Annotated in this window: 23 protein-coding genes; 4 read left to right on the plus strand and 19 right to left on the minus strand. The window is 67.7% G+C overall.

Translation table 11 applies throughout. The features are described 5' to 3' along the window. The first annotated feature begins 32 nt into the window (after positions 1-32). Positions 33-551 (plus strand): DUF1990 family protein, encoded by a 519-nt coding sequence (locus OHB12_RS14810; protein ID WP_327119912.1) that lies wholly within the window; start codon positions 33-35, stop codon positions 549-551. Between the two features lie 357 nt (positions 552-908). Here OHB12_RS14810 and OHB12_RS14815 read toward each other — a convergent pair whose 3' ends face one another. From OHB12_RS14815 to OHB12_RS14835, 5 genes are all read right to left on the minus strand, one after another. Further along, positions 909-2,807: an alkyl/aryl-sulfatase gene (locus OHB12_RS14815; RefSeq protein ID WP_327119914.1), complete on the minus strand. Its 1,899-nt coding sequence runs from the start codon at positions 2,805-2,807 to the stop codon at positions 909-911. A 40-nt stretch (positions 2,808-2,847) separates the two neighbouring features. Next, positions 2,848-3,156: a DUF202 domain-containing protein gene (locus OHB12_RS14820; RefSeq protein WP_327119916.1), complete on the minus strand. Its 309-nt coding sequence runs from the start codon at positions 3,154-3,156 to the stop codon at positions 2,848-2,850. Beyond that, positions 3,153-3,518, minus strand: a complete 366-nt coding sequence (locus OHB12_RS14825; RefSeq protein WP_327119918.1) for a YidH family protein — start codon at positions 3,516-3,518, stop codon at positions 3,153-3,155. The genes OHB12_RS14820 and OHB12_RS14825 overlap by 4 nt, the downstream gene beginning before the upstream one ends. A 298-nt stretch (positions 3,519-3,816) precedes the next feature. Next, complete coding sequence (locus OHB12_RS14830) at positions 3,817-4,548, minus strand: acetoacetate decarboxylase family protein (protein ID WP_327119920.1); 732 nt, start codon at positions 4,546-4,548, stop codon at positions 3,817-3,819. Positions 4,549-4,774: 226 nt separating this feature from the next. Next, positions 4,775-5,488, minus strand: coding sequence for a TetR/AcrR family transcriptional regulator (locus OHB12_RS14835; RefSeq protein WP_327119922.1), 714 nt, complete (start codon positions 5,486-5,488; stop codon positions 4,775-4,777). Between the two features lie 54 nt (positions 5,489-5,542). Here OHB12_RS14835 and OHB12_RS14840 point away from each other — a divergent pair, with 54 nt between their 5' ends. Next, positions 5,543-7,006 carry an MFS transporter gene (locus tag OHB12_RS14840; protein WP_327119924.1) on the plus strand — a complete coding sequence of 488 codons (1,464 nt, stop codon included), beginning with the start codon at positions 5,543-5,545 and terminating at the stop codon, positions 7,004-7,006. Between the two features lie 47 nt (positions 7,007-7,053). Here OHB12_RS14840 and OHB12_RS14845 read toward each other — a convergent pair whose 3' ends face one another. Continuing rightward, positions 7,054-7,596, minus strand: coding sequence for an FHA domain-containing protein (locus tag OHB12_RS14845; protein WP_327119926.1), 543 nt, complete (start codon positions 7,594-7,596; stop codon positions 7,054-7,056). A 379-nt stretch (positions 7,597-7,975) separates the two neighbouring features. On the opposite strand from OHB12_RS14845, the gene OHB12_RS14850 reads away from it, so the two are divergent. Beyond that, positions 7,976-8,473, plus strand: coding sequence for a GNAT family N-acetyltransferase (locus tag OHB12_RS14850; RefSeq protein ID WP_327119928.1), 498 nt, complete (start codon positions 7,976-7,978; stop codon positions 8,471-8,473). An 81-nt stretch (positions 8,474-8,554) separates the two neighbouring features. On the opposite strand, the gene OHB12_RS14855 is transcribed toward OHB12_RS14850, so the two are convergent. From OHB12_RS14855 to OHB12_RS14910, 12 genes are all read right to left on the minus strand, one after another. Next, complete coding sequence (locus OHB12_RS14855) at positions 8,555-9,478, minus strand: tyrosine recombinase XerC (RefSeq protein ID WP_327119930.1); 924 nt, start codon at positions 9,476-9,478, stop codon at positions 8,555-8,557. A gap of 56 nt (positions 9,479-9,534) precedes the next feature. Next, positions 9,535-10,722, minus strand: coding sequence for a DNA-processing protein DprA (gene dprA / locus OHB12_RS14860; RefSeq protein WP_327121127.1), 1,188 nt, complete (start codon positions 10,720-10,722; stop codon positions 9,535-9,537). Positions 10,723-10,763: 41 nt separating this feature from the next. Then, positions 10,764-12,272 (minus strand): YifB family Mg chelatase-like AAA ATPase, encoded by a 1,509-nt coding sequence (locus OHB12_RS14865; protein WP_327119932.1) that lies wholly within the window; start codon positions 12,270-12,272, stop codon positions 10,764-10,766. Beyond that, positions 12,273-12,629: a YraN family protein gene (locus OHB12_RS14870; protein WP_327119934.1), complete on the minus strand. Its 357-nt coding sequence runs from the start codon at positions 12,627-12,629 to the stop codon at positions 12,273-12,275. Between the two features lie 99 nt (positions 12,630-12,728). Then, positions 12,729-13,034 carry a DUF2469 domain-containing protein gene (locus OHB12_RS14875; protein ID WP_011210678.1) on the minus strand — a complete coding sequence of 102 codons (306 nt, stop codon included), beginning with the start codon at positions 13,032-13,034 and terminating at the stop codon, positions 12,729-12,731. A 46-nt stretch (positions 13,035-13,080) separates the two neighbouring features. Next, on the minus strand, positions 13,081-13,866 hold the full coding sequence (locus tag OHB12_RS14880; RefSeq protein WP_327121129.1) for a ribonuclease HII: 786 nt from the start codon (positions 13,864-13,866) through the stop codon (positions 13,081-13,083). 50 nt (positions 13,867-13,916) lie between these two features. After that, positions 13,917-14,699, minus strand: coding sequence for a signal peptidase I (gene lepB / locus OHB12_RS14885; protein WP_442800043.1), 783 nt, complete (start codon positions 14,697-14,699; stop codon positions 13,917-13,919). A 77-nt stretch (positions 14,700-14,776) separates the two neighbouring features. After that, on the minus strand, positions 14,777-15,118 hold the full coding sequence (gene rplS / locus OHB12_RS14890) for a 50S ribosomal protein L19 (RefSeq protein ID WP_019048201.1): 342 nt from the start codon (positions 15,116-15,118) through the stop codon (positions 14,777-14,779). Between the two features lie 243 nt (positions 15,119-15,361). After that, entirely contained in the window at positions 15,362-16,279 is a 918-nt protein-coding gene (locus tag OHB12_RS14895; protein ID WP_327119938.1) for a hypothetical protein, read from the minus strand. A gap of 27 nt (positions 16,280-16,306) precedes the next feature. Then, positions 16,307-18,643 carry a Tex family protein gene (locus tag OHB12_RS14900; protein WP_327119940.1) on the minus strand — a complete coding sequence of 779 codons (2,337 nt, stop codon included), beginning with the start codon at positions 18,641-18,643 and terminating at the stop codon, positions 16,307-16,309. Positions 18,644-18,902: 259 nt separating this feature from the next. Further along, a complete protein-coding gene (locus OHB12_RS14905) occupies positions 18,903-20,552 on the minus strand; it encodes an AMP-binding protein (protein ID WP_327119942.1) in 1,650 nt (549 codons plus the stop codon). Continuing rightward, positions 20,552-22,186, minus strand: a complete 1,635-nt coding sequence (locus OHB12_RS14910) for an AMP-binding protein (RefSeq protein ID WP_327119943.1) — start codon at positions 22,184-22,186, stop codon at positions 20,552-20,554. Before OHB12_RS14910 ends, OHB12_RS14905 begins: the two co-directional genes overlap by 1 nt. Positions 22,187-22,285: 99 nt before the next feature. On the opposite strand from OHB12_RS14910, the gene OHB12_RS14915 reads away from it, so the two are divergent. Next, a complete protein-coding gene (locus tag OHB12_RS14915) occupies positions 22,286-23,137 on the plus strand; it encodes a helix-turn-helix transcriptional regulator (RefSeq protein ID WP_327119944.1) in 852 nt (283 codons plus the stop codon). A 132-nt stretch (positions 23,138-23,269) separates the two neighbouring features. Here the strand turns inward: OHB12_RS14915 and trmD are convergent, their stop codons facing one another. After that, complete coding sequence (trmD, locus tag OHB12_RS14920; RefSeq protein WP_327119945.1) at positions 23,270-23,971, minus strand: tRNA (guanosine(37)-N1)-methyltransferase TrmD; 702 nt, start codon at positions 23,969-23,971, stop codon at positions 23,270-23,272. Between the last annotated feature and the right edge of the window lie 66 nt (positions 23,972-24,037).

The raw sequence follows: 24,037 nt of genomic DNA on the forward strand, positions 1-24,037 counted from the left end.
CCATGCGCGGCCATCGCAGCGAAGATCGCCATATGGAGCATGCGTCCGGCGAACCGCCGTTCACCTACCCGGAAGTCGGCGCGACCAGGGGTGCGCTGCCGGAGGGGTACCACCGGTTTCGGCTGCGCCGCCCGATCGGCCGTGGCCGTGCCCTGTTCGACCGCGCAGGTGCGGAGATTCTGGCCTACCGAATGCAGAAGGGCACCGGGATCTTTCAACACGCCGACACCCCGACCGCCGAACCCGGCACCACCATGACCGTGCGGCTGGGTGTCGGCCCGCTCGGGATCACTGCCCCTTGCCGGGTGGTGTACTTGCTCGACGAACCGAACCGGCGCGGGTTCGCGTACGGAACTTTGCCCGGGCATCCGGAGACCGGCGAGGAACTGTTCGCCGTCGAATACGATCCCACTGACGACACGGTGTACGGGCTGGTCACCGCGTTCTCGCGCAACGCGACCTGGTACGCACGTCTAGGCGGACCCGTGGTCAAGCTCCTCCAGCGTTTCGTCGCGGGCCGGTACCTCGCGGCATTGCCGACGTCGGTCTGACCATGGAAGCCGAGCAAGGAGAGCTCGCGGACACGGTCGTCAACGCGATGGCCTCACCCATATTGCGGTGGACAACGCGGCGCGCATCCGCTCGCGCAGCGCGGCCCGGTCGATCGACGCCTCGGTGAACATGGAGCACCACCGTAGGCAACGGCGCGTGACAGGTCGAGCGTTTTTCCGCGATGGCGCTGTCCGGGTCGGTCGGCCGACGCGGCAAGATCCGGCCCACGGATGTCCAGCACGGCACTGATCGCGAGGACCGGGCGCACTGGTCCGACAGGCGATGACCGTCTCCGCGAGGTCGGGCACCGATGCCGAGCAGAGCTGGATCCGGCCCACCGAGGACCGGCCTGGCCGTCACGGCGTGACGATGGCGAAGTCGGGGTCCGGCGCGTCGAAGATGCCAACCAGTTCGACCAGCTTGGTGACATCCCCCTCGATGGCGATGTCCCCCGCCGCGGCCGCGACGCCGAAATCCTCCCCTGCCAAGAGGACTCGGATCAACGTGGCCTTGGTGAGCGTGAACGTGGCATCGGGTTTCGGAAGCGTCATGCTTTCGCCGACATCGAAGTGGGTCAGGCGTCCGTTGCGCAGCTCGAGCCGGTGTGTGCGGTCCTCGTCGGTGAGTATCCAGTCCGCCACCACACGCTGGTCCCACGCCTTGGGACCGTCGACGCGCAATGCCATGGCGTCGAAGATCTGCTCGACGGTCAGCGCTGCGAGCATGGTCGGCGAGTCACCCTTTGTCGGTGTGCCGAACGAGCCGTAGCGCAACTCGTAGGCGCCGCTGAGGTAGAAGTTTCGCCAGGTCGCGTTCTCGGCGCCGTAGCCGAGCTGCTCGAAAGTGCTGGCCTGCAATGCTTTCGCGGCATCGTTGCCGGGCTCGGCGAAAATCAGGTAGTTGAGCACCTGCGCGACCCACCGGTAGTCTCCTGCGTCATAGGAGGTCTGCGCCTTGCGTAGCACCTCGTCCGCGCCGCCCATGAATTCCACGTGCCGTAAGGCGGATTCGACCGGCGGGTGCTCCCACAGGTGCGCGGGGTTTCCGTCGAACCAGCCCATATAGCGCTGATAGACGGCCTTGACGTTGTGACTGACCGAGCCGTAGTACCCGCGCGCATGCCACGCGTCCGCGATGGCCGGTGGGAGTGTGAGCATTTCGGCGATCTCGGCGCCGACATAGCCCTGATTCAACAGCCGCAGCGTCTGATCGTTCAGGTACCCATATAGATCCCGTTGCAGCGCAAGGAATTCCACCAGGCGCGCGGTGTCCCAGGTAGGCCAGTGGTGAGAGGCGAACACCACGTCGGAATCGCGAGCGAACAGGTTGATCGCCTCGGTCAAATACTTCGCCCACACGTGCGGGTCGCGTACCAGCGCACCGCGCAGCGTAAGCAGGTTGTGCAGGGTATGGGTCGCGTTTTCCGCCATGCAGAGCGCACGGTGGTCGGGGAAGTAGAAGTTCATCTCCGCAGGCGCTTCGGTACCGGGGGTGAGCTGAAAGACCATCCGTATACCGTCGATCGTCTCTTCCTGACCGGTCGTGGTGATGTCGACGGTCGGAGCGATCAGCGTGACCGTCCCGACCGACGTGGTCGGACCGAGTCCGGCGCCCACCGCGCCGAGCGGACCGCGCGGCAGTACCGCGCCGTACATGTAGCCCGCCCGTCGCGACATCGCGGTGCCCACGTAGATATTCTCGGCCACCGCATGCTCCAGGAAACCGGCGGGCGCCAGCACCGGGCATCGGCCTGCCGTGACATCGTCGGTGGTAGTCACCCCTATCGCGCCACCGAAATGGTCGACGTGTGAATGGGTGTAGATGAGGCCGGTCACTGGACGGTCGCCCCGGTGCGCCCGGTAGAGCGCCAGACCCGCCGCCGCGGTCTCGGCGGAAATCAGCGGATCGATCACGATGACACCGGTTTTCCCCTCGATAAGCGTCATGTTGGACAGGTCAAGGCCACGGATCTGGTAGATCCCCTCGGCGACTTGGAACAGCCCCTGCCGTATCGCCAGCCCGGACTGCCGCCAGAGGCTCGGGTGGACCGACGCCGGGCAGGGTTCGCGCAGGAAGGCGAAGGAGTCGTTGTCCCACACGACGGTGCCGTCCTCGGAGGTGACCACGCCGGGCTGCAGCGCGGCGATAAACCCACGTTCGGCATCAGCCAGATCGGCATCGTCGGCGAACGGCAGCGCGGACGCACGCCGCTGCGCCGCGACGATGAACTCACTCGGCTCACTTGCTGTGCTCATTGTCGTCCTCCTGTCGCGTCGACCAACCTTGCTGTGCCCGTCAGGGCAGCGGATCCGTGAACCCGATCGCGGCCGCAACGACCGCGATGGCGACCACCGCCGCCGTTGTCACGGCAACGATCCGGCCACCGTGGCGGTAGCGGCCCTCGCGCAGGCTGCGGTTGCGCTGGTAGGACACCCCGGCCAGCACCGCACTCGCGATCGCAGCGCCCAGGGGCGCGATCGCGTCCGGCCGCCACCCGCTGCCGACGGCGTGGTTGAGGAACAGCGCGCCGACCACCATCACCGCCACCGCGGTCCGTCGCCACGCCAGCGCGGTACGTTCGGCGGACAGACCGGGGCTGTTCATCGCAGCAGCACCGCCACACACGCCAGCAGCGACACGACCGCGATGCCCGCCGACAAGATCGGCACCAGAACCGTGTCCGGCAACGGACTGCCACGCCGCATGGCCACGCCGACCCGGCGCCAGTGCGCGTACGCTCCTATCGCGACGACCACCGCGAGCACCAGACAACTCAACGAGATCGCACGCCGGAATCCGGCCATCCGGAAGGTCTGCACCAGCGTGTGCACCGCGACGCCACCGGCGAGCAAACCCAGCGAGGTCCGCATCCAAGCAAGGAAGGTGCGCTCGTTCGCGAGCGTGAAGCGATAGTCGAGTTCCTCTTCGCCCTCTTCCGATTCGGCATCGGGATTCGGGAGCGTCACGCCGCCCCGGCTCGGGTCGCGGGGTGCTGGGTGTTCGCACGAACTCGACGATGACGCCCGGTCACGGAAGTGGGCGGCGCATGCCGGATCGGGCGGAAGATCGAGTGTCGTGCCACGTCATGACACTGACACACGGCGCGGAGCCGGTCGTCGAAGATCACGGGCACCTCTCCATCACCGAGCCCCTTCCCGCCAAATGGGCAAACCATCCGCTACCTCAGCGTAACCGGAGCCATAGGGGTCGTCCACGCCCTCGCGCGACCGTGACCTGGTGGTGATGCGATGTCGAGCGCGACGTTCAGACCACGGTCGCGTCCTCGAATATCATCGCCAGCCGCGAGACAGCCGAGGCCATCACCGCGCGCCGCGGCAAGCCGATCGCGCGCAATTCCTCCGCGATGACGTGATCGCCGAGAGTGAGGTCCGCACCGCCGAAGCGGGCTCGCGTGCCGGAGGGCCGCATCTGCCATCGAGTGCATCGGGTGATGCCGTCGATGTGCGAGTAGGCGTCGAACGAAGACGCGGTGTTGCGCCTGCTCGGGGCCGGAAGTCCGGGCCGGACGGTCAGGTCCGCGATGAGCTGCCCGTTCTGGTGCAGTGTGCCGCTGCGAGTTCCTTCGTCGTGGTCGACAACGAAGTCGGCGAGTTCTTTGGGGAATCCCCAAATGCCTCGGCCCGCGGCGAGAGTGAAGTCACCGTCGACCGGGAGCCGATGGATGAGTACGCCCGCCTTCCCGTTCGCCAATGCCGCGAGGTCACCGAGTGCGGCGCCGCCGCCCGCCGTGTGGTGGCGGACCATGAACGAGACGCCGAACTCGTTGTAAGGGCCGAGGTCGCCGTCGACGTAGTCGACGAACACCAGCGTGCACATCGCCCGTCCGCCCGGCAGCCGCAGGAGGCGCAGGCCGGAGTAGTCGACGAGCTGTTGCGCCGCCGCGGCGGGCACCAAATAGGTGGCCATGAACGCGTGGGCGAGCCGGATATGCACGGGCATCCGCACTTCCCGACCAAGGACGGTGTGCATGCTCACGTAGACGCCTTTCTGCGCACCGCGCTACCGGGGCACCGAGTTGTCACGCGGAGCCGAGTCCGCCGAATCAAGTTGATAGAACACGTATCAGATTATCGACACAATACCGTTCTCCGCTGGCTAATCAGAGGGGAGAATTCGTTACAATTTGTCCCCGTGTGATCAGGGACTACCCGGCGACCTCTTCGCATCACCCACGCCGGCCACGAACATTGCGGGCGACCGCCTATCCGGATCCCCGCGTGTTGCGCAGACGCGCCTCGAGACCGTCCATGACAGAGAGCAGGCCGAAGTCGAAGGCCATGGCCCGGCCGACTTCCGGGTCGATCGGCGTCGTCGCCCGATAGTCCTCGAGCATCTCGGAATAGTCGCCCGCGAGCCCTTCCATGACCCGCGTCATGCTGTCGACGTCCAGGCCGGAGCGGCTGGACGCCTTCTCCCATGCGGCCTCGGGAATCACCTGGCCGAGTACGAACGACATCACTGTTCCACTCGCGAGGTAGATGTCGACGCCTTGAAAACCCGCACCGACGAACGCGCGGCGCAGCCGGTCGCTGAGCCGCAACGAGTTCGGCCCGATGCTGGGCAACTGCCCGACCAGCGACGCCATCCAGGGGTGCGCCCTGATCGTCGCGCGCAGGCTGTAGGCAAAGGTGCTCAGCAGCTCCCGCCAGGACGACTGCTCCGGGTCCGGTATCTGCACCATGCCCCAGAACTCGTCGAGCACCAGCTCCAGCAACTCCTCCTTGTTCGCGACGTACCAATACAGGCTGGTCGCGCCGGCGCCGAGCTTCCCACCGAGCTTGCGCATGCTCAGCGACTCCAGACCTTCGGCGTCGAGGATCTCGACCGCCGCGGCGATGATCTGCTCGCGGCGCAGCCCGGAGGCCTTGGGCTGGCGGGGCTCCCTGGTCCATACCGAGGCGAACTGCTTGGTCACACTCTGATCTTATATTCACTCGCACACCGTTCAAGTTTCTCGTACGCTGTGCGTGTGGAATCGAACGTTGTACGAGACCCTCGCCGCTGGTGGATTCTGGGGGTCCTCTGTCTGTCCTTGCTGGTGCTGATGATCGACGGCACCGTGCTCAATCTCGCGATCCCCTCGCTGATTCGGGAGCTGGACGCCACTCCGTCGGACATCCAGTGGATTCTGGACGCCTACGTGCTGGTCTTCGCCGGACTCCTGCTCACCGCGGGCAGCCTGTCCGACCGCTTCGGCAGGCGACGGATGCTGATCACGGGCCTGGCCGTGTTCGGTGTGGCATCCCTGGCCGCCGTGCTGGCGACCGAACCATGGCAGATCGTCGCCGCCCGCGCCGCGATGGGTGTCGGCGGGTCACTGCTGATGCCCTCGACCCTGTCGATCTTGATGACCACCTTCGCCGAGGACGAGCGGCGTACCGCGATGGCCGCGTGGTCCACCGTCTCGATAGTCGGCATCGTCGCCGGGCCCACGCTGGGTGGCTTTCTGCTACAGCACTACTGGTGGGGTTCGGTGTTCCTGCTCAACATCCCGGTCGCGGTGCTCGCCATCATCGCGGCCTCGGTGCTGATGCCGGAGACCACCGGTGAGCAGCGGCCGGTAGACCTCGTCGGAGTCGGACTGTCCATTGTGGCGCTCGGCTCTACGGTCTACGTGATCATCGAGCGTGAATGGAACATCGGAATGATCGTGCTGGCGGCGGCGACGGCGATCGCCTTTATCGGCTGGGAGCGCCGGTCGGCGCATCCGATGCTGCCGCTGGCGGTGTTCCGCAGCCGAGACTTCACCGGCACCTGCTTCACCCTGCTGCTGATGGTGTTCGGCATGGGCGCGATCATGCTGATGCTCACCCAGTACCTGCAGTTCGTGCTCGGCTACGGTCCGATGAAGGCGGGTTTGGCACTGCTGCCGTACGCCGTGGCCGCAGCCGTCTGCAATGGGCTCGGCGCGACACTCGGCAAGGCGCTCAGCAACAAGACGCTCATCGTCTCCGGACTGCTCGTCATGAGCGCGGCCTTCGCCATCCTCGCCATGGGCAGCGGGTACCTGTGGGTACTGATCAGCATGCTGGTCATGGGTGTGGGCGGCGGTCTGGCGGGTCCGGCCGCGTACGCCGCGATCATGAGCGCCATCCCGCTGCGACACGCGGGCGTCGGCTCGGCGATGAACGACACGCTGCAGCAAGTCGGCATGGCGATCAGCATCGCGATCCTCGGCAGTGTGCTCGCCGGTGTGTTCACCTCCAACATGCCCGGGGACGCCCCCGACGCGGCGCGCGAATCCATCGGCGCCGCCTTCCAGCTCGGCTATGTCGAACCCGCCAAGGATGCCTTCACCGCCGCCATGTCCACCGGCGCGTGGATCAGCGCGGGCTTCAGCATCGCCGCGGCACTGCTCGGTGCGGTACTGCTGCGCACCCGCAGGCCTTCTGCGATCGAACAACCGGTAACAACGGCGATCGCGAACGAGTGAATCGAGGCGGCGGCGGGTCACGATGCCGCATATTTCCAGACGGATTCCTACCGTTCGTGATCGGCAATGACGCCGCTTTGAAGGGCGCGTTCGACCAAAAACATGCGTTTATGGTTCGGTGGCAGGGTTTCGACCTGGAATATTTGGAACAATGTTCGCATATGCGTCTTGACCGTGGAGACGCTCAGGCACAGATCGTGGGCAATCTGACAGTTCGACGCGGGGTACGAGTACGGAGTGCGAGCGTCGTACGGGCGACATAGTGCCTCGAGAATCGAATACTGGGCGTCGGTCAGTAAATTCCGGGTAGGCAGGGGGGCCTGGCTGATCGTTATTTCAGCTTCGGACGGATGGTCGTCCCGGAAAATGAACATCGACTTCCCGACGCGAATCGTATCGCCGGAGCGAAGTTTACGCCGCCCTCCGACGCGTTCGCCGTTGACGAAGGTCCCGTTCTTCGACAGCCCGTCGTCGATAATGACCCAGGAGTCGCACACCCGCTCGACAATGGCGTGCAGACGCGAAGCCGTCGCGTCGGCGGCCACGATTATGTCGGCTGCGCCCGACCGTCCGATTGTCACACTGGGCACGTCGCGATCCAGGGGAATCTCACGCCACGTTCCATGGCCGATCTGCTGGGCCAGCGTGGAACCACCGGCTGACTGCTGCCACGTGGGCCGGCCTGCCAGGGAATACAGTCCGCGATACAGGGTCTGTGATCCGTTTGACGTAGCCATCGTTTTTCTTTCCACATCGGAGTACGTCGTGAACTGCGGGAACTGATTCGCATCTCTCAGGGTGCGCCTTCCTGGCACAGATCACACGAGAAATCGACTACTTCGGTGCGCGAGCGTGCCTGCTCGTCCCCGCGGGAGTGCTGCGGACCCGTCGGTCGACGCCGACCGAACAACCGGAAAGCTGCGCGATCGTGAATGGGTCAATGAGCCGGCGAGGGGCCACGATGGACGGATGACAGTGACCATCCGGCCACGAACCGCCGCCGACCTCGACGGCTGTGCCACGGCCTTGCGGAAAGTACACGAGGTCGACGGGTACCCGGCACAGTGGCCCGCGAACCCCGTGGGCTGGTTGTCTCCGTCAAAGCTCATCGCGGCCCGCATCGCCGAGCAGGGCGGAGCGGTGATCGGGCACGTCGGAATCGGCGCTGGTGGGGAAATGCCGCCGACCGTGCGGGACATGGCGGGCTCAGCGGAAATCGCCTCGGTCATTCGATTTTATGTCGTACCGGAGGCTCGCCGCGCAGGAGTGGGCTCACGTCTGCTCTCGGCGGGCGTGCGGATGGCCGAAATGCGCGGGCAACGGGCTGCGCTCACAGTGGAATCCGACGGTGCGGCGGCGATCGCTTTGTACGAACGACACGGGTGGCGACGCGTGCACAGTGGGCCCAGCGGGTGGCGCACCGCCGATGGACGAGAGGCCTGGGTGCACTACTACGTCAGCCTGTGAATGGGCCGGTCCGACCGAGGACCTATCCGCCGGGATCGTCTCGCCGCCTCGGCAAAACCCATGCGAACTGGTACTGCCGCGTCAAGCGCGGGGGTGGGCTTGGTCGTGCACCTTCTTGAGGCGCTCGATGGAGACGTGGGTGTAGAGCTGGGTGGTGGCCATGCTGGCGTGGCCGAGGAGTTCCTGAACTACGCGAAGATCGGCGCCACCCTCGAGCAGGTGGGTCGCGGCGGTGTGACGCAGGCCGTGCGGGCCCATGTCGGGGGCGCCGGAGATGGCCGAGAGCACCTCGTGCACAACGGTTCTGGCCTGACGCTGATCGAGGCGCCTGCCGCGACGGCCGAGCAAGAGCGCGCGGCCGGACTCGGTGGTGACGAAGGTGGGACGCCCGTGCTGAAGCCAGTTTCCGACAGCCTCGTCGGCAGGTAGGCCGAACGGCGCCGATCGCTCTTTGTTGCCTTTGCCGAGCACGCGAACCACGTGTCGCTCGCGGTCGACGTCATCGACATCCAGCCCGCACAGCTCGCTGACCCGGATGCCGGTGGCGTACAGCAGTTCGACGATCAACCGATCCCGCAGAGCCATCGGATCATGCTGGGCAGCACCGGATTCCGCGGCATCCATGGCGCCGATGGCCTGCTGGCGACCGAGCACGGCGGGAAGAACGCGGTGGGCTTTCGGCGAACCCAGTCGTAAGCCGGGATCGACGGACAATCGCCCGGTCCGGGTGAGCCAGGCGGTAAAGGTGCGCGCCGAGGAGGCCCGCCGCGCCATCGTCGTCCGCGCCGCACCCGCCGCCGCCTGCTGCGCCAACCACGACCGCAACAGCAGCAAATCGAGCTCGCGAATCGCTGAATCCGCCGACCGCGTATACAAGTGGCCCAGCAGCGACCGCGCATCCCCCAGGTACGCCCGCACCGTATGCTCCGAGCGATTCTGCCCGAGTCGCAGATATCTGCCGTACTCCACCAGGAGGGCTTCCAGATCGTCGGGCAGTTGCTCCATCTTTCCACCGTCCCGACGACCGCCCGGGTTGGCAAGCCACCGCGCCGAATCGCGAGTCATCTCCGGTGCCCCGCTCGACGCCAACCGCTTTCGTCGGCGGTGACCAGCCCCGCCAATTCGAGGGCGGGCAGGGCTGCACGGACTGTGGGAAGGGGCAACCCGCAATGCTGGGCCAGTTCGAGCGGCACCCGCGAGCCCGCCGTAGGGAGTGCGGCGAAGACCAATGCCTCATCGCCGGTGAGACCGTCCTCCAGGTTGTAGGTCGGCCTCGCGGCGCCGGGGAGGGACAGTCGGAGCGGACCCGCTTCGTCGACGACCTCCTCGGCGCGGGTGACCAGAAGGGCTTCGCCATCGCGGATCATGCGGTGACAGCCCACGGACACGACCGAAGTGACCGGGCCGGGCACCGCCAAAGCCGGGCGGCTCAGGCGGCGCGCCCATTTGACGGTGTTGCGGGCGCCGCTGCGCAGTCCCGCCTCGACGACCAGCACGCCGTCGGCGAGGGCTGCGATCAGGCGGTTCCGAGCCAGGAATTGATGCTTGTGCGCGGTGGCCCCGGGCGGATACTCGCTGACCACCAGGCCGGATTCCGCGATATCAGCCAGAAGCCGCTCGTGCTGGGCCGGGTAGGGACGGTCGATGCCGCACGCCAGCACCGCGATCGTCGAGCCCTCGACCGCGAGCGCCGCCCGATGTGCCATGCTGTCGATTCCGAAGGCCGCGCCCGAGACGATGGTCCACCCCTGCGCGGCGAGATCGCCCGCGATTTCCCCCGTGACCCGGTTGCCATAGCCGGTGCTGCACCGCGCGCCGACCACCGCCAGAGCGCGTTCGCTCGACTCCAACAGTGAGCGTGGACCACGCACCCACAGCACTAGCGGCACGGCCCCGTCACGATCCCGGCCCGGTTCGAGCTGCCCGAGACCGAGCATGCGCCACGCCGGCCACTCCGGGTCGTCCGGCGTGACCACCCGTCCACCGATACGCTCGATCGACTCCAGATCCCGCGCCGCGACATCGATCTCCCGCCGCTGCGCCGTCGGCCCGCGCAGCGACTCGGGCAACGCACACTCCCGAACGGCGCGTGCCGCCTCGACCACCCCGGCCGAGTCGATCAACGCCGACAGCGGCGCACACGGCCCCTGCACCACCCGCGACAGATACACCCACGCCAATCTCCGCGCATCCGCTTCGCCAGAGGCCGGGCGGGAACGGCTTCCCGACACTCGCACCCCTCCGGGCATCGCGTCACCCACACTGCCCTTCCCGGCCGACGGCGCCGCACTCATTGCGCACCCCGCTGTCGGAAGTTCAATGCCGCCAGCACATCCTGCACCGACGGACGCTCACCGCCACGCAGGTCGCAGATGGTCCATGCGACACGGATCGCGCGGTCGGCGCCGCGAGCGGACATCCGACCGAGACGCAAGGCGCTCTCGACGGGAACGAGCGATTCCCGCGGCAGCCGGAACCGTTGACGCAGGATATGGCCCGGGACCTCGGCGTTCGTGAGCCACCCGTAGTCGCGCCAACGCTCGGCGGCGGCGCGGCGGGCGACCGCTACCCGGCCGCGGACCACCTCGCTGTTCTCGGCCTCGTCGGTGCTGAACGCGGCACCGGACTGCCCGTGCATCTGCACCCAGATGTCGATCCGGTCCATCAGGGGGCCGGACAGCTTGCCGAGGTAGCGGCGGCGGGCGAGCGGCGCGCAGATGCAGTCGACCTCGCGGGCAGGAGCGCACGGGCACGGATTCGCGGCGAGAACGAGCTGGAATCGGGCCGGGTACCGCGCCACGCCGTCGCGCCGAGCGATCCGTACTTCCCCTTCCTCCAACGGTGTTCGCATTGCCTCGAGCACCTTCGTACCGATCTCGGCGCATTCGTCGAGGAACAGCACACCTCGGTGGGCTCGGCTCACCGCGCCAGGACGGGCGGTCCCCGAGCCACCGCCGATCATCGCGGTCACCGACGTCGAGTGGTGCGGAGCGACGAACGGCGGCGCCGTGACCAGCGGGTGCTCGCCGGAGAGCGTGCCGGCCATCGAATGGATCGCGGTCACCTCCAGCGCCTCGGTCTCCGTGAGCGGCGGCAGCAGGCCGGGGAGACGTTGTGCCAACATGGTTTTCCCGATTCCGGGTGGGCCGGTCAGCAACAGGTGGTGCCCGCCCGCCGCGGCCACCTCCAGCGCCCACCGCGCTTCGTCCTGCCCCACCACCTCGCTGAGGTCGCCGCCATGGCGAACGGTGTCGGGCGGGGCACCGCTCGGTTCGGCGAGCATCGCTTCGCCGCGCAGCCAGGCCACCACCGCACGCAGACTGCTCGCCCCGAAGACCTCGATGCCGGCGACCAGCCCGGCCTCGGCCATGGCCGGTTCCGGAACCACGACGGTCGACCAGCCCGCCCGCCGCGCAGCGATCACGGCAGGAAGAATGCCACGCACCCGCCGCACCCGTCCGTCCAGCGCGAGCTCGCCGAGCAGCACCGTCTTCGCGAGCCGGTCGGCGGGGACGGCGCCGGACGCGTCGAGCACCGCGACCGCCAACGCCACGTCGTACACGCTGCCTATCTTCGGCAGCGTGGCGGGGGAGAGCGCGAGAATCACCCTGCCGTCCGGCCACTTCTCTCCCGAGTTCGCCACCGCGGACCGTACCCTGTCGCGGGATTCCTGCAACGCGGTGTCCGGCAGACCGACCAGGTGTACGGACGGCAGACCCTGCCCGATGTCGGCCTCGATCTCGACCAGCAGGCCGTCGACGCCGGTGACCGCGACCGAATGCGCCCGACCGAGCGCCATTCAGAACACCGCCTCTAGGTGGTCGATCACCGGCTGGTGCCCGCGCGTCACCAGCACGGACACCACGTCGAACCGGATACGCCGCCAGGGACCGTCCTGCTCGGCCAGCCACAGCAAGGCGAGCCGTCGAATGCGCTGTCGCTTGGTGAAGGTGACCGACTCGGCCGGGGTACCGAAGCCGAGGCCGGAACGGGTCTTGACTTCCACGAACGCGGTCACGTCCCGGTCGCGTGCGATCAGATCCAGCTCGCCGTACCGGCACCGCCAGTTCCTGGCGACGATCTCCATCCCCGCGGCGCGGAGAAACTCCGCCGCCAGCTCTTCCCCATGTGCGCCGAGCGCCTGTTTGTCTGTCACCCGGCCAGAATGCTCCGGGAAGAAATCAGGTCAGGGTCGCCGACCTGGGAAAACACAAAACCTGTTGATAACCGCCCGCCTGTGCGGAACTACCGGCCGTCACTCCGGCAGCCGCAGATCCGGCTTCTCCAGCTCCTCGATGTTGACGTCCTTGAAGGTGATCACCCGGACGTGCTTGACGAAGCGGGCCGGCCGATACATGTCCCACACCCACGCGTCGCTCATCCGCACCTCGAAATACACCTCGCCGTCCGCGTTCTGTGGCCGCAGCTCCACGGAGTTGGCCAGGTAGAAGCGGCGCTCGGTCTCCACCACGTACGAAAACTGACCGACGATGTCCTTGTACTCGCGATACAGCGAGAGTTCCATCTCGGTTTCGTACTTCTCGAGGTCCTCGGCACTCATCGGGTGGGACGTCCTCCTTCTCGCCGCACTGCGTCGTGTGTTGACATCATCGCGCATGGGCGGCGTCGGTAGCCACTCGGCTACCGGTACGCCCGTTCTGGAACTCCTCGGACAGACTCTCGTCGAGGCCACCCGCGAGCACCGCGTCGGCGTCGTCGTCAGCCGCCGCGACCGGCCGCAACCCCGCTGCCTCGCGTACGTTGCGCCAGGACCGGCGATGCTCGCTGCACGGTCCGAGGCGGTTCAGGGCGGCGATGTGCTCGGGCGTGTTGTACCCCTTGTGCATCGCGAACCCGTAGCCGGGCATCCGCTCGTCGAGCTCGACCATCATACGATCCCTGGTGACCTTCGCCAGGATGCTGGCCGCCGCGATACAGGCCGCCGTCGCGTCCCCTCCGATCACCGGCAGCGAGGGCACCGGGAGGCCTGCCACCCGGAACCCGTCCGTGAGCACGTAGCCCGGCGGCCTACCGAGCCCGGCTACGGCCCGGCGCATGCCCTCGATATTGGCGACATGGATGCCGATCGAGTCGATCTCCCAGGCCGGGACGACAACGACCTTGTAGGCCAGCGCCAGCCGGGTGATCAGCGGATACAACTCCTCGCGGGTGGCCTCGGTGAGCTTCTTGGAGTCGTCGAGCCCGGACAGCTTGTCATAAGCCTTGGGGGCGAGCAGACACGCGGCCACCACCAGCGGTCCCGCACAGGGGCCACGGCCCGCCTCGTCCACCCCCGCGACGGGCCCCAGACCGCTGCGAATCAACGCCGCCTCGAGCGTGCGCAAACCACCTGCCCTGCGCATCACCACGCGCGGCGGCCACCCGTTACCCATCGGCACTCGAACTTGCCCCACCATCCAATTATGCTGCGCCCGCAGGCGGATCAATTCGTCTGGGGATCCTGCGAGCGCACCGGTCCGATCCGACCGGGCGGCCAGATCTTGAACACTGCCTTGCCCCGGACGTTGTCGACGGGGACGGTGCCCTGCAGTTCGTCGGTGATGTGGGCGCGGGAGTCGGCGGACTGGTTGCGGTTGTCGCCCATCACCCACAGATGCCCCTCGGGTACCTTCACGGGCTTGAACTCGCGTCCGCCGCCGGAGCTGTAGGGCTGGCCCGGCACGTACGGGTAGATGTAGCGGGCGTACGACTCGTCCAGCGGCTTGCCGTCGACCATGACCCGCCCCTGTGCGTCACAGCACTGCACGGTCTGGCCTCCGACTGCGATCACACGCTTGACCAGATCGTTCTCGTCCGGCGGCACCAGGCCGAAGAAGGAGAAGAAGTTCTGCACGCCGCGGATCGCCGGGTTGTCCGAGCGGATCGACTTGTAGAGGTTGTTCCACGAGGACGGACCGACGAACACGACCACGTCGCCCGGCTTCGGGTCGCCCCAGTAGTAGCTCAGTTTCTGCACGTAGATCCGGTCACCGGTGCATCCGGCGCAGCCGTGCAGTGTGGTTTCCATCGACTCCGACGGAATCACGTACGGCCTGCCGACGAAGGTGACCATCAGCGCGGCGATCACCGCGGCGATCACAATGAGGATCGGCAATTCCTGCCAGAACGGCCGCTGCTTCTTCTTCGCTCGCCGCCTGGTGCGGCGTCCCCCTGCTCCCTCGTCGCCCGATTCGGACACCGATACCGACCCACTTTCGTCTGCCACGCCGAACAGATTAGCCCGGCATCCTGACTGCGGTCCGGTGCCGGGCTAAGGAAGATCTGTTGTGCCGAAAAGCTAGTTCAGCGCTTTTCCTTGATCTTGGCGGCCTTGCCGCGCAGGTCGCGCAGGTAGTACAGCTTGGCGCGGCGGACGTCACCGCGGGTCACGACATCGATGTGGTCGATGTTCGGGCTGTGCACCGGGAAGGTGCGCTCCACGCCGACACCGAACGACACCTTACGGACCGTGAAGGTCTCGCCGATGCCACCACCCTGGCGGCGGATCACGACGCCCTTGAAGACCTGGATGCGCTCCTTCGAGCCTTCGATGACCTTCACGTGCACATTCAGCGTGTCGCCCGGTCGGAAGTCGGGGACGTCGCTGCGCAGCGACTTCTCGTCGACGAAGTCAAGGGTGTTCATTTCCATCCTTCTGGTTTCGCGCGAACAGAGGAACCTGGCGGCGCTGGGTGTGCTCGGCCGGTTCATGCTCCGGTTTAGGGGGGTGCGCCGGGTCGACAAACGCCCAGGGCAACCTGCTCATTGTGCCAGATCGGCCGGGCACTGAAAAATCGGCCCCGCCGACGTCGGGCTCACCTTCGTCAGGCTGCGCCCAGCGGTGCACGGCCGCGGCGAGTCGTTCCCACTCGGCCGCGCCGGGTCCGGTCAGCGGTTCGGTTTACTGGAAACCGCGTCGGCGTGCGGCGCGGACGACGAGTTCAGCGTGTCCTGGTCGTGCCAGAGCGAGTGGTGGTGATGATGTGGAGCCGGCGGCGCGGACACCACCGTGCGGGTGAGTTCCGCCTCGGCGGCCGTGCGGACATGCTCGACATCCGGCTTTCCCGCGATCAGGTCCTGCACGAAGATTTTGGCCCGGATCACCGGACGGCGGTAGCGGCGTTCCCGGACGATGGACCGGTACATCAAGCGTCTGCGGTCGGTGTAGCGCCAGCGCGCCCACGGTGCGCCCGGACGGCTCAGCCGCAGCGCGCCGACGAACAGCAACGGCAGGAAGAACATGCCGAACAGGCCGGTCCAGATCTTGCCCTTGACGATGACGATGGCGGCCAGCGCCAGGTTCACCACCGCGAACACGACGACGAAGACCCGGGTCTCGGTGCTGGGATCGTGCCGGAAGTCGTTGATGTCCAGCAACCAGAGCGGGTGAAAACCCAGCAACAGCAACCCCGTCACCGCGAGCGCGACGAACACCGCGTCCACCGAGGTGCGCCCCTGTTTCTCCCAGTACACGTCGCGCAGGTAGAAGATCAGCGCGAACTCGTCGAGGACCAGCGCGGCGCCGATGCCGAAAGCGGTGGCGAGCAGCCCGGCCGTCGCCGTGTTCGCACTCTGGTAGACGGTGACCATGCCGATGCCGGACGCCAGCACCAGAATCACCCCGAACACCATGTGGTGGATGTGGGTGTCACCCGCCCGCAGGTTGCCCGGCCACCAGCGCACCCGCGCGCGGATCAGCCGCACGCTGAGGCGGATGAACAGGAACCCGACGATGAACCCGAGGAGCAAGCACAGCAGAGGCAGCCGTCCTTGGTCGATCACTTCCTCGTCGAGCCACCGTCGCATGGCTGCCTACTCTCTCCGAACACCTGACTACTGGCCGAAACCGGCCCTACGCAGTGCGTCCGCCATCGCACCGCTCGGCGCGGGCGCACTGCGACGCTGGTCGCCGCGCCCCTGCCCCTCATTGCGACTTCGACCCTGTTGCTTGTTCTGCCCATTCTGCCGCTGGCGCGTGTCGCCGCCGCCGGTTCGGCCGCCCTGGCCGCGCTGACGGTTGTCGCCGCCCTTCGCGGGCGCGCCCGGCTCGTCGTCCAGGCGCAGCGACAGACCGATCCGCTGCCGCGCGACATCGACCTCGAGCACCTTCACCTTGACCACGTCGCCGGACTTGACCACCTCGCGCGGGTCCTTCACGAAGTTGTGCGACATCGCGGAGACGTGCACGAGCCCGTCCTGGTGCACGCCGACGTCGACGAACGCGCCGAACGCGGCCACGTTTGTGACCACGCCCTCTAGCACCATGCCCGGCTTCAGGTCGGCGACCTTCTCCACGCCGGCGGCGAACTCCGCGGTCTTGAATTCCGGACGCGGGTCGCGGCCCGGTTTCTCCAGCTCGGAGATGATGTCGGTGACGGTGGGGACACCGAAGCGTTCGTCAGTGAAGTCGTCGGCGCGCAGCGAGCGCAGCACGGTGGTGTTGCCGATGACCTCCGCGACGCCGCGGCTGGTCGACTCGAGGATGCGCCGCACCACCGGGTACGCCTCGGGGTGCACCGCGGAGGTGTCCAGCGGGTCGTCACCGCCGCGGATGCGCAGGAAGCCTGCACACTGCTCGAACGCCTTCGGACCGAGGCGGGGCACGTCGAGCAGCGCGGTCCGGCTGTGGAAGGGGCCGTTCTGATCCCTATGCGCCACAATGCTTTCCGCCACCGAACCGCCGATGCCGGACACCCGGGACAGCAGCGGCACCGAGGCCGTGTTCACGTCGACGCCGACCGCGTTCACCGCGTCCTCGACCACCGCGCCCAGCGAGCGGGCCAGCAGGGTCTCGGACACGTCGTGCTGGTACTGGCCGACACCGATGGACTTCGGGTCGATCTTCACCAGCTCAGCCAGCGGGTCCTGCAGGCGCCGTGCGATCGACACCGCACCGCGCAGGGACACGTCCAGGTCGGGCAGCTCCTGCGAGGCGTAGGCCGAGGCGGAGTACACCGAGGCACCCGCCTCGGACACCACGATCTTGGTCGGCTTGTTCTCCGGAATACGGGAGATCAGCTCGACGGCAAGGGCATCCGTTTCGCGTGAGGCGGTGCCGTTGCCGATGGCGATGAGCTCGACACCGAACCTGGCGACCAGCGCGCCGAGCACCGCGAGAGACTTCTCGGTCTGGCCCTGCGGCTTGTGCGGGTAGATCACCTCGGTGGCGACCACCTTGCCGGTGGCGTCGACCACCGCGACCTTCACGCCCGTGCGGTAGCCGGGATCGAGGCCCATGGTCGTGCGCGTGCCCGCGGGTGCGGCGAGCAATAGGTCGCGCAGGTTCGCGGCGAACACGTCGACCGCGTCCTTCTCCGCCGCCTGGCGCAGCCGCATCCTGGTGTCGATGCCAAGACTCACTTGGAGTTTCGTGCGCCATGCCCAGCGCACGGTATCGAGCAGCCAGGAGTCGGCCGAGCGGCCCTTGTCGGCGATGCCGAAGCGAACCGCGATGCGCCCTTCGTAGACGGTGCGCGCGCCCGGCTCCGGCTCCTCGGTGTCCGGCTCGAGGTGCAGGGTGAGCACCTCCTCTTTCTCACCGCGCAGCAGCGCGAGGATACGGTGCGAGGGCAGCTTGGTGAACGGCTCGCTGAACTCGAAGTAGTCGGCGAACTTCGCACCCGCCTCCTCCTTGCCCGCGCGGACGGTCGAGGTGACCTGGCCACGGTTCCACATCAGCTCGCGCAGCTCACCGACCAAGTCGGCGTCCTCGGCGAAACGCTCGACCAGGATCGCGCGCGCGCCGTCGAGCTGCTCGGCGGTGTACTGCGCAGGATCGGTGGACGGGTCGTTGATCAGCGCGTCGGCCACCGGCTCGTGCCCCGCCTCGCGCGCGATCTGAGCCTTGGTGCGGCGCTTCGGCTTGTACGGCAGATAGATGTCCTCGAGCCGGGCCTTTGTCTCGGCGAGCATGATCTGCTGGTGCAGCGCGTCGTCGAGTTTGCCCTGACCGCGGATCGATTCGAGGATGGCGGCCCTGCGCTCGTCGAGTTCACGCAGGTAATGCAGGCGCTCATCGAGCAGGCGCAGCTGCGCGTCGTCGAGACCGCCGGTCACCTCTTTCCGGTACCGCGCGATGAACGGCACGGTCGAGCCGCCATCGAGCAGCTCGACGGCGGCACGCACCTGGGTCTCGCGCACCGCGAGCTCGTCGGCGATGCGATGGTTCACGCTGGCTGTGCTCGCGGTTTCGGAGCGGAGCGTCGCGGGAGGAGGCGAGGCGGGGTCGGACGAGGGAGGGAGCAGGGCGGGGTTCGACACTGCACTGGAGGTCTCGGGCGCTGTCGTCACGCCCGAGACACTACCGCTCCCCCACCCCTCCGCGTCTCTTGCCAGTAGTGGGTACAGCAAACATTCCGCTGCGGGCCCGCGATAGCGGAACCGGCTGACTTCCGGGCGTACCCGATGAGTTACCCATGTGCTCCGGAAATCAGTTGTTGCTTGCCGAATCCGACGTGTGCTTCTGCGCCGACGCGAGGATCGCCTGGGCAATTTCCCGCATCTCAGCCTTACGGATCTTGCCGGTGACCGTCATCGGGAACTCCTCGACCACATGCACATACCGCGGGATCTTGAAGTGCGCCAGCTTGCCGGAGCAGAACGCACGCACCGCCGCCGCATCCAACGGCGCCGCGCCCGCGCGCATCCGGACCCAGGCCATCAACTCCTCACCGTATTTCGGATCCGGCACGCCGATCACCTGGGCATCCAAGATGTCGGGATGGGTGTAGAGGAACTCCTCGATCTCGCGCGGGTAGACGTTCTCACCGCCTCGGATGACCATGTCCTTGATCCGGCCGGTGATAGCCAGGTAGCCGTCGTCGTCCAGCACACCGATGTCGCCGGTGTGCATCCAGCGGGCGGCATCGATGGCCTCGGCGGTCCTCTCCGGGTCACCCCAGTAACCGAGCATCACCGAGTAACCGCGAGTGCACAACTCGCCCGGCTCCCCGCGTGGCACCGTGAGACCCGTTGCGGGATCGACGATCTTGACCTCCAAATGCGGCCCGACCCGGCCGACGGTTGCGGTGCGCCGGTCGATGCCGTCGTCGCGGCGGGTTTGCGTACTGACCGGCGACGTCTCCGTCATGCCGTAGCAGATACACACCTCGCGCATGCCCATCCGATCGATCACCCGCTTCATCACCTCGACCGGGCATGGCGAGCCTGCCATGATGCCGGTGCGCAGGGTGGACAGGTCCGGGGTGGCCGAATCCAGTTCGGTGAGCAGGTCGATGAACATCGTCGGCACGCCGTAGAGCGAGGTGCAGCGCTCGGCCTCGACCGCGGCGAGTGTCGCCTTCGGGTCGAACGAGGACGCCGGAATCACGATCGCCGCACCGTGACTCGTGCTCGCGAGATTGCCCATCACCATGCCGAAGCAGTGGTAGAAGGGCACCGGGACACAGATCCGGTCCTGCTCGGTGTAGCCGCACAGCTCGCCGACGAAATAACCGTTGTTCAAGATGTTGTGGTGGCTGAGCGTGGCGCCCTTGGGGAAACCCGTCGTGCCGGAGGTGTACTGGATGTTGATCGGGTCGTCGGCGGACAGCTGCGCCCCGAGCGCGGCCAGCCGGTCGGCGGCGATCTCGGTGCGGGTCAGCGCTTCCCATCCTGGGGTACCGAGCACGAGCACCTGTTCGAGGGCCGGGCAGTTCGGCCGGACCTGCTCGATCATCGCGACGTAGTTCGAGGACTTGAACTCCGCGGCCGCGACGAGCATCCGCACGCCTGCCTGGCGCAGCACGTACTCCAATTCGCTGGTGCGGTAGGCCGGGTTGATGTTGACCAGGATCGCGCCGACCTTCGCCGTCGCGTACTGCACGAGAAACCATTCCGCGCAGTTCGGCGCCCAGATGCCGACCCGATCCCCCTTGCCGATACACTGGGCGGCCAGGCCGCAGGCCAGGGCATCGATCGCGGCGCCGAGTTCGCGGTAGGTCCATCGGCGCCCGGACGGACTGTCCACCAGCGCTTCTCGCTCCGGGAACGCCGCGACCGTGCGATCGAGATTGCCCCCGATGGTGTCACCGAGCAGCGGGGTGTCCGAGATGCCAGAGGTGTAGCTCGGCAGCGACATCACTTGACTCCCCCCTGCCGCAGTACGAACCTCTGCACCTTGCCGCTGGGCGTCTTCGGCAGGCTCGGCACGAAGTGGACCTTGCGCGGGTAGGCGTGCGCGGCGAATTTCTTCTTCACCAGGCTTTGCAGCTCGGCTTCCAGCTCGGCGCCGCCCGCGGCTCCGTCGCGCAGCACCACGAACGCCTCCAGCACCTCACCGCGCAGCTCGTCCGGCATGCCGACCACGGCCGCCTCGGCCACCTGCTCGTGCAGCACGAGCACGCTCTCCACCTCGAACGGGCCGATGCGATAACCCGCCATGATGATCACGTCGTCGTCGCGGGCGGAGAATCGGAAGAACCCGTCCGTGTCCTGTGAACCCGCATCACCGGTCAGGTACCAGCGGCCGTCGGCGGTGTAGCGCTGTGCGGTGCGTTCCGGGGCGTCGAGGTAGCCGAGGAACCACAGCAGCGGGCTGTGCTGCGTGTCGATCGCGACCCGGCCCAGCTCACCGGTGGGGGCGATGATGTCGGCGTCGTCGGCGAGCACCGCGCAGGACCAGCCCGGCAGCGAGCGGCCCATCGAGCCGGCGGGCGCGCCGGTGTCGAGGGCTTCGTGCCAGGCGTTGCAGATGACCATGCCGTGCTCGGTCTGGCCGTAGTGGTCGCGCACCGCGACGCCCAGGTTCTCCACCGACCAGGCGACGACCTCGGGCGTGAGCGGCTCGCCCGCCGACGACGCGCGGCGCAGCTTCGAGTGCACCGCCGGCGTGGTGCACTCGGCGCGCAGCGTGCGGTACACCGTCGGGGCGGCAGCGAAATTGGTGACTCCGAACCTCTCCAGTACCTGCCAGGTCAGCGCGGCGGAGAAGCCCGCGTGCAGCAGGATGCTGCGGATACCGGTGGCAAGCGGGCCGAGGATCGCGTAGTAGAGGCCGTAGGCCCAGCCCGGGTCTGCGGCATTCCAGAACACGTCGTCGGCCCGGACATCGAGCGCGAACTCCTGGTACGCGTGGAAGGACGCGAGCGCGCGCAGCGGAATCGGGACGCCCTTGGGCGTGCCGGTGGTGCCACTGGTGAAGAGCTGGACGAGCAGTCCGTCGCCGCCGATCGCGACCGGGGTGGCGTCCGGGTGGGTGGCCGAAGAGGCGTCGAGCAGGTCGGTCATGCGCAGTGCGCCCGCAGGGGCGTCCGCACCGGTCACGATCAGCCGCCACGGCGGGTCGGCGGGCAGATCCGGGCCGGGGGCCAGCTTCGGCGCCTGGTCGGCGTCGGCGATGACGATCGAGGCGCCGGCAGCTGAAAGCCGCAAGGCGATGGCGGGGGGCGCGAACGCGGTGAACAGCGGAACGTGCACCGCGCCGCGGCGCCAGATGCCGAGCAGCGCGACCACCAGGTCCGCCGACTTCGCCATCAGCGTGGCGACCCGGTCGCCCTGCCGCACGCCGAGCTCGCCGAGTGCGGCGGCGAACCGGGCCGAGCGTTCGCGCAGCTCGCCGTAGGTGAGGTCGGTCGAGGACAGGTCGGCCTCGATGACAGTGAAGGCGACCCGGTTCGCCGGGTGCCGATCGCACAGCAGATCCGCCGCCGCCGCGTCGCTCCGGTCGTAACAATCCAGCAGCTCGCGCACCCGCGGATTCAGATCGGTGCCCATCTCGCTTCTCCTCTTTCCGTGATCCAGCACAACCCGGGTGTGCAATAGGATGTGGGTCACATCGAGTTCGCCACTACCCCCGAAAAGGGGTGGAGTCCCATGACCCACACCGCACTGCTGCGTCCCCGCGACGGCGACGCCCTGCGCGCCGAGATCCGCTGGGTGGCGAGCCAGGCCGAAGTGCCGGTGGTGTTCGGCGGCGAAGTGGACGGCGACACGCTGCTGCTGTCGGAATTCGTCGGCACGATGACCAACGGGCTGCGCGGATTGTCCGTGTTGCGCACGTCGGGACTGGGCGGGCGCGTGATGGATTCGGGGCGTCCCGCCTCAGTCGCGGATTACCGCAACGCCTCCTCGATCACCCACCACTACGACGGCCCGGTCGCCGGCGAGGGCATCCGCTCCGTACTCGCCGTCCCGGTGGTCGTGGACAGTCGATCCCGTGTGGTGCTCTACGCCGCGACCAGGGGTGGCAGTCCGTTGGGCGACCGCACCGCGGACCTCGTCGTCCGGGCCGGTCGGCGCCTGGCCACCGAGATCGCCCTGCGCGACGAGGTCGATCGACGCTTGCGGCTGCTGGAGCTGACCACCCCGTCGGCCGGGACGGCACCCGCGGTCACCGAGGAACTCCGCGACATCCACGCCGAACTCCGTGGCATGGCGCGCTCCGCCGAGGACGACCGATTGCGCGGGCGCCTGCACGCGGTCTGCGAACGACTCACCCGCGTCCTGGTCGGCGAACCGACCCCGGACAGCCCGAAACTGTGCCGCCGCGAACTCGACGTGCTGTCCCAGGTCGCGCTCGGCTGCACGAACCAGGAAGCGGCACAACGTCTCTCGCTCGGGCCGGAGACTGTCAAGAGCTACTTGCGCAACGCGATGGTCAAGCTGGAGGCGCACTCCCGCCATGAAGCGGTCGTGGCGGCCCGTCGCCACGGACTCCTGCCTTGACCGACGGATAGTCAGCGGGGTGGACAGAGCCGCGCTCGTGGCGGATGTCGCGCATGCGAGCGGCGCGCGGCAGGTCGGGCGAGTCGGTGGTTCAGCCGCCGAAGACCGGTGTGAAGCGGTCGCGCCGACGGTCTACCGCTCGGACGTCGCGTCCTGGTCCGGGAGCAGGTCGGGGCGGCGTTCGTGGGTACGGGCGAGGGATTGCTCACGACGCCATGCGGCCACCTTCGCGTGGTCGCCGGAGAGCAGGACCGGCGGAACCTCCAGGCCGCGCCACGAGACCGGACGGGTGTAGCTCGGGCCTTCGAGCAGGCCGTCGGAGAACGAATCCTCTTGGTGGGACTGCTGATTACCGAGCACGCCGGGCAACAGCCGGACCACGGCCTCGGTCATCACGAGCACCGCCGCCTCGCCGCCGATCAGCACGTAGTCGCCGATGCTGACCTCTTCCACCCGGACCCGGCGGGCCGCGTCGTCGAAGACGCGCTGGTCGATCCCTTCGTAGCGGCCGCAAGCGAAGACCAGGTGTGATTCAGCGGACCAGCGCCGCGCCGTGTCCTGGGTGAACGGCACGCCCGCGGGCGTAGGGACAACCAGCAGCGCGTCGTCCGGGCAGACCTCGTCGAGAGCCGCGCCCCACACGGTCGGCTTCATGACCATGCCGGGCCCGCCGCCGTACGGGGAGTCGTCGACCGATTTGTGCACGTCATGGGTCCAGCGGCGCAGGTCGTGCACCGCGAGGGAGATCAGCCCCTTGTCGATGGCCTTACCCAGCAGCGCCGTGCGCAAAGGGTCCAGGTACTCCGGGAAGATCGTGACGACATCGAGTTTCATGCCTGCCTCCTGTCACCGCGGGAGTCGACCGTTGGCCCGTTGAGCGCTGGGCGATCGGGTCGCACA

Source organism: Nocardia sp. NBC_01730 (assembly GCF_035920445.1).
GTDB lineage: Bacteria > Actinomycetota > Actinomycetes > Mycobacteriales > Mycobacteriaceae > Nocardia.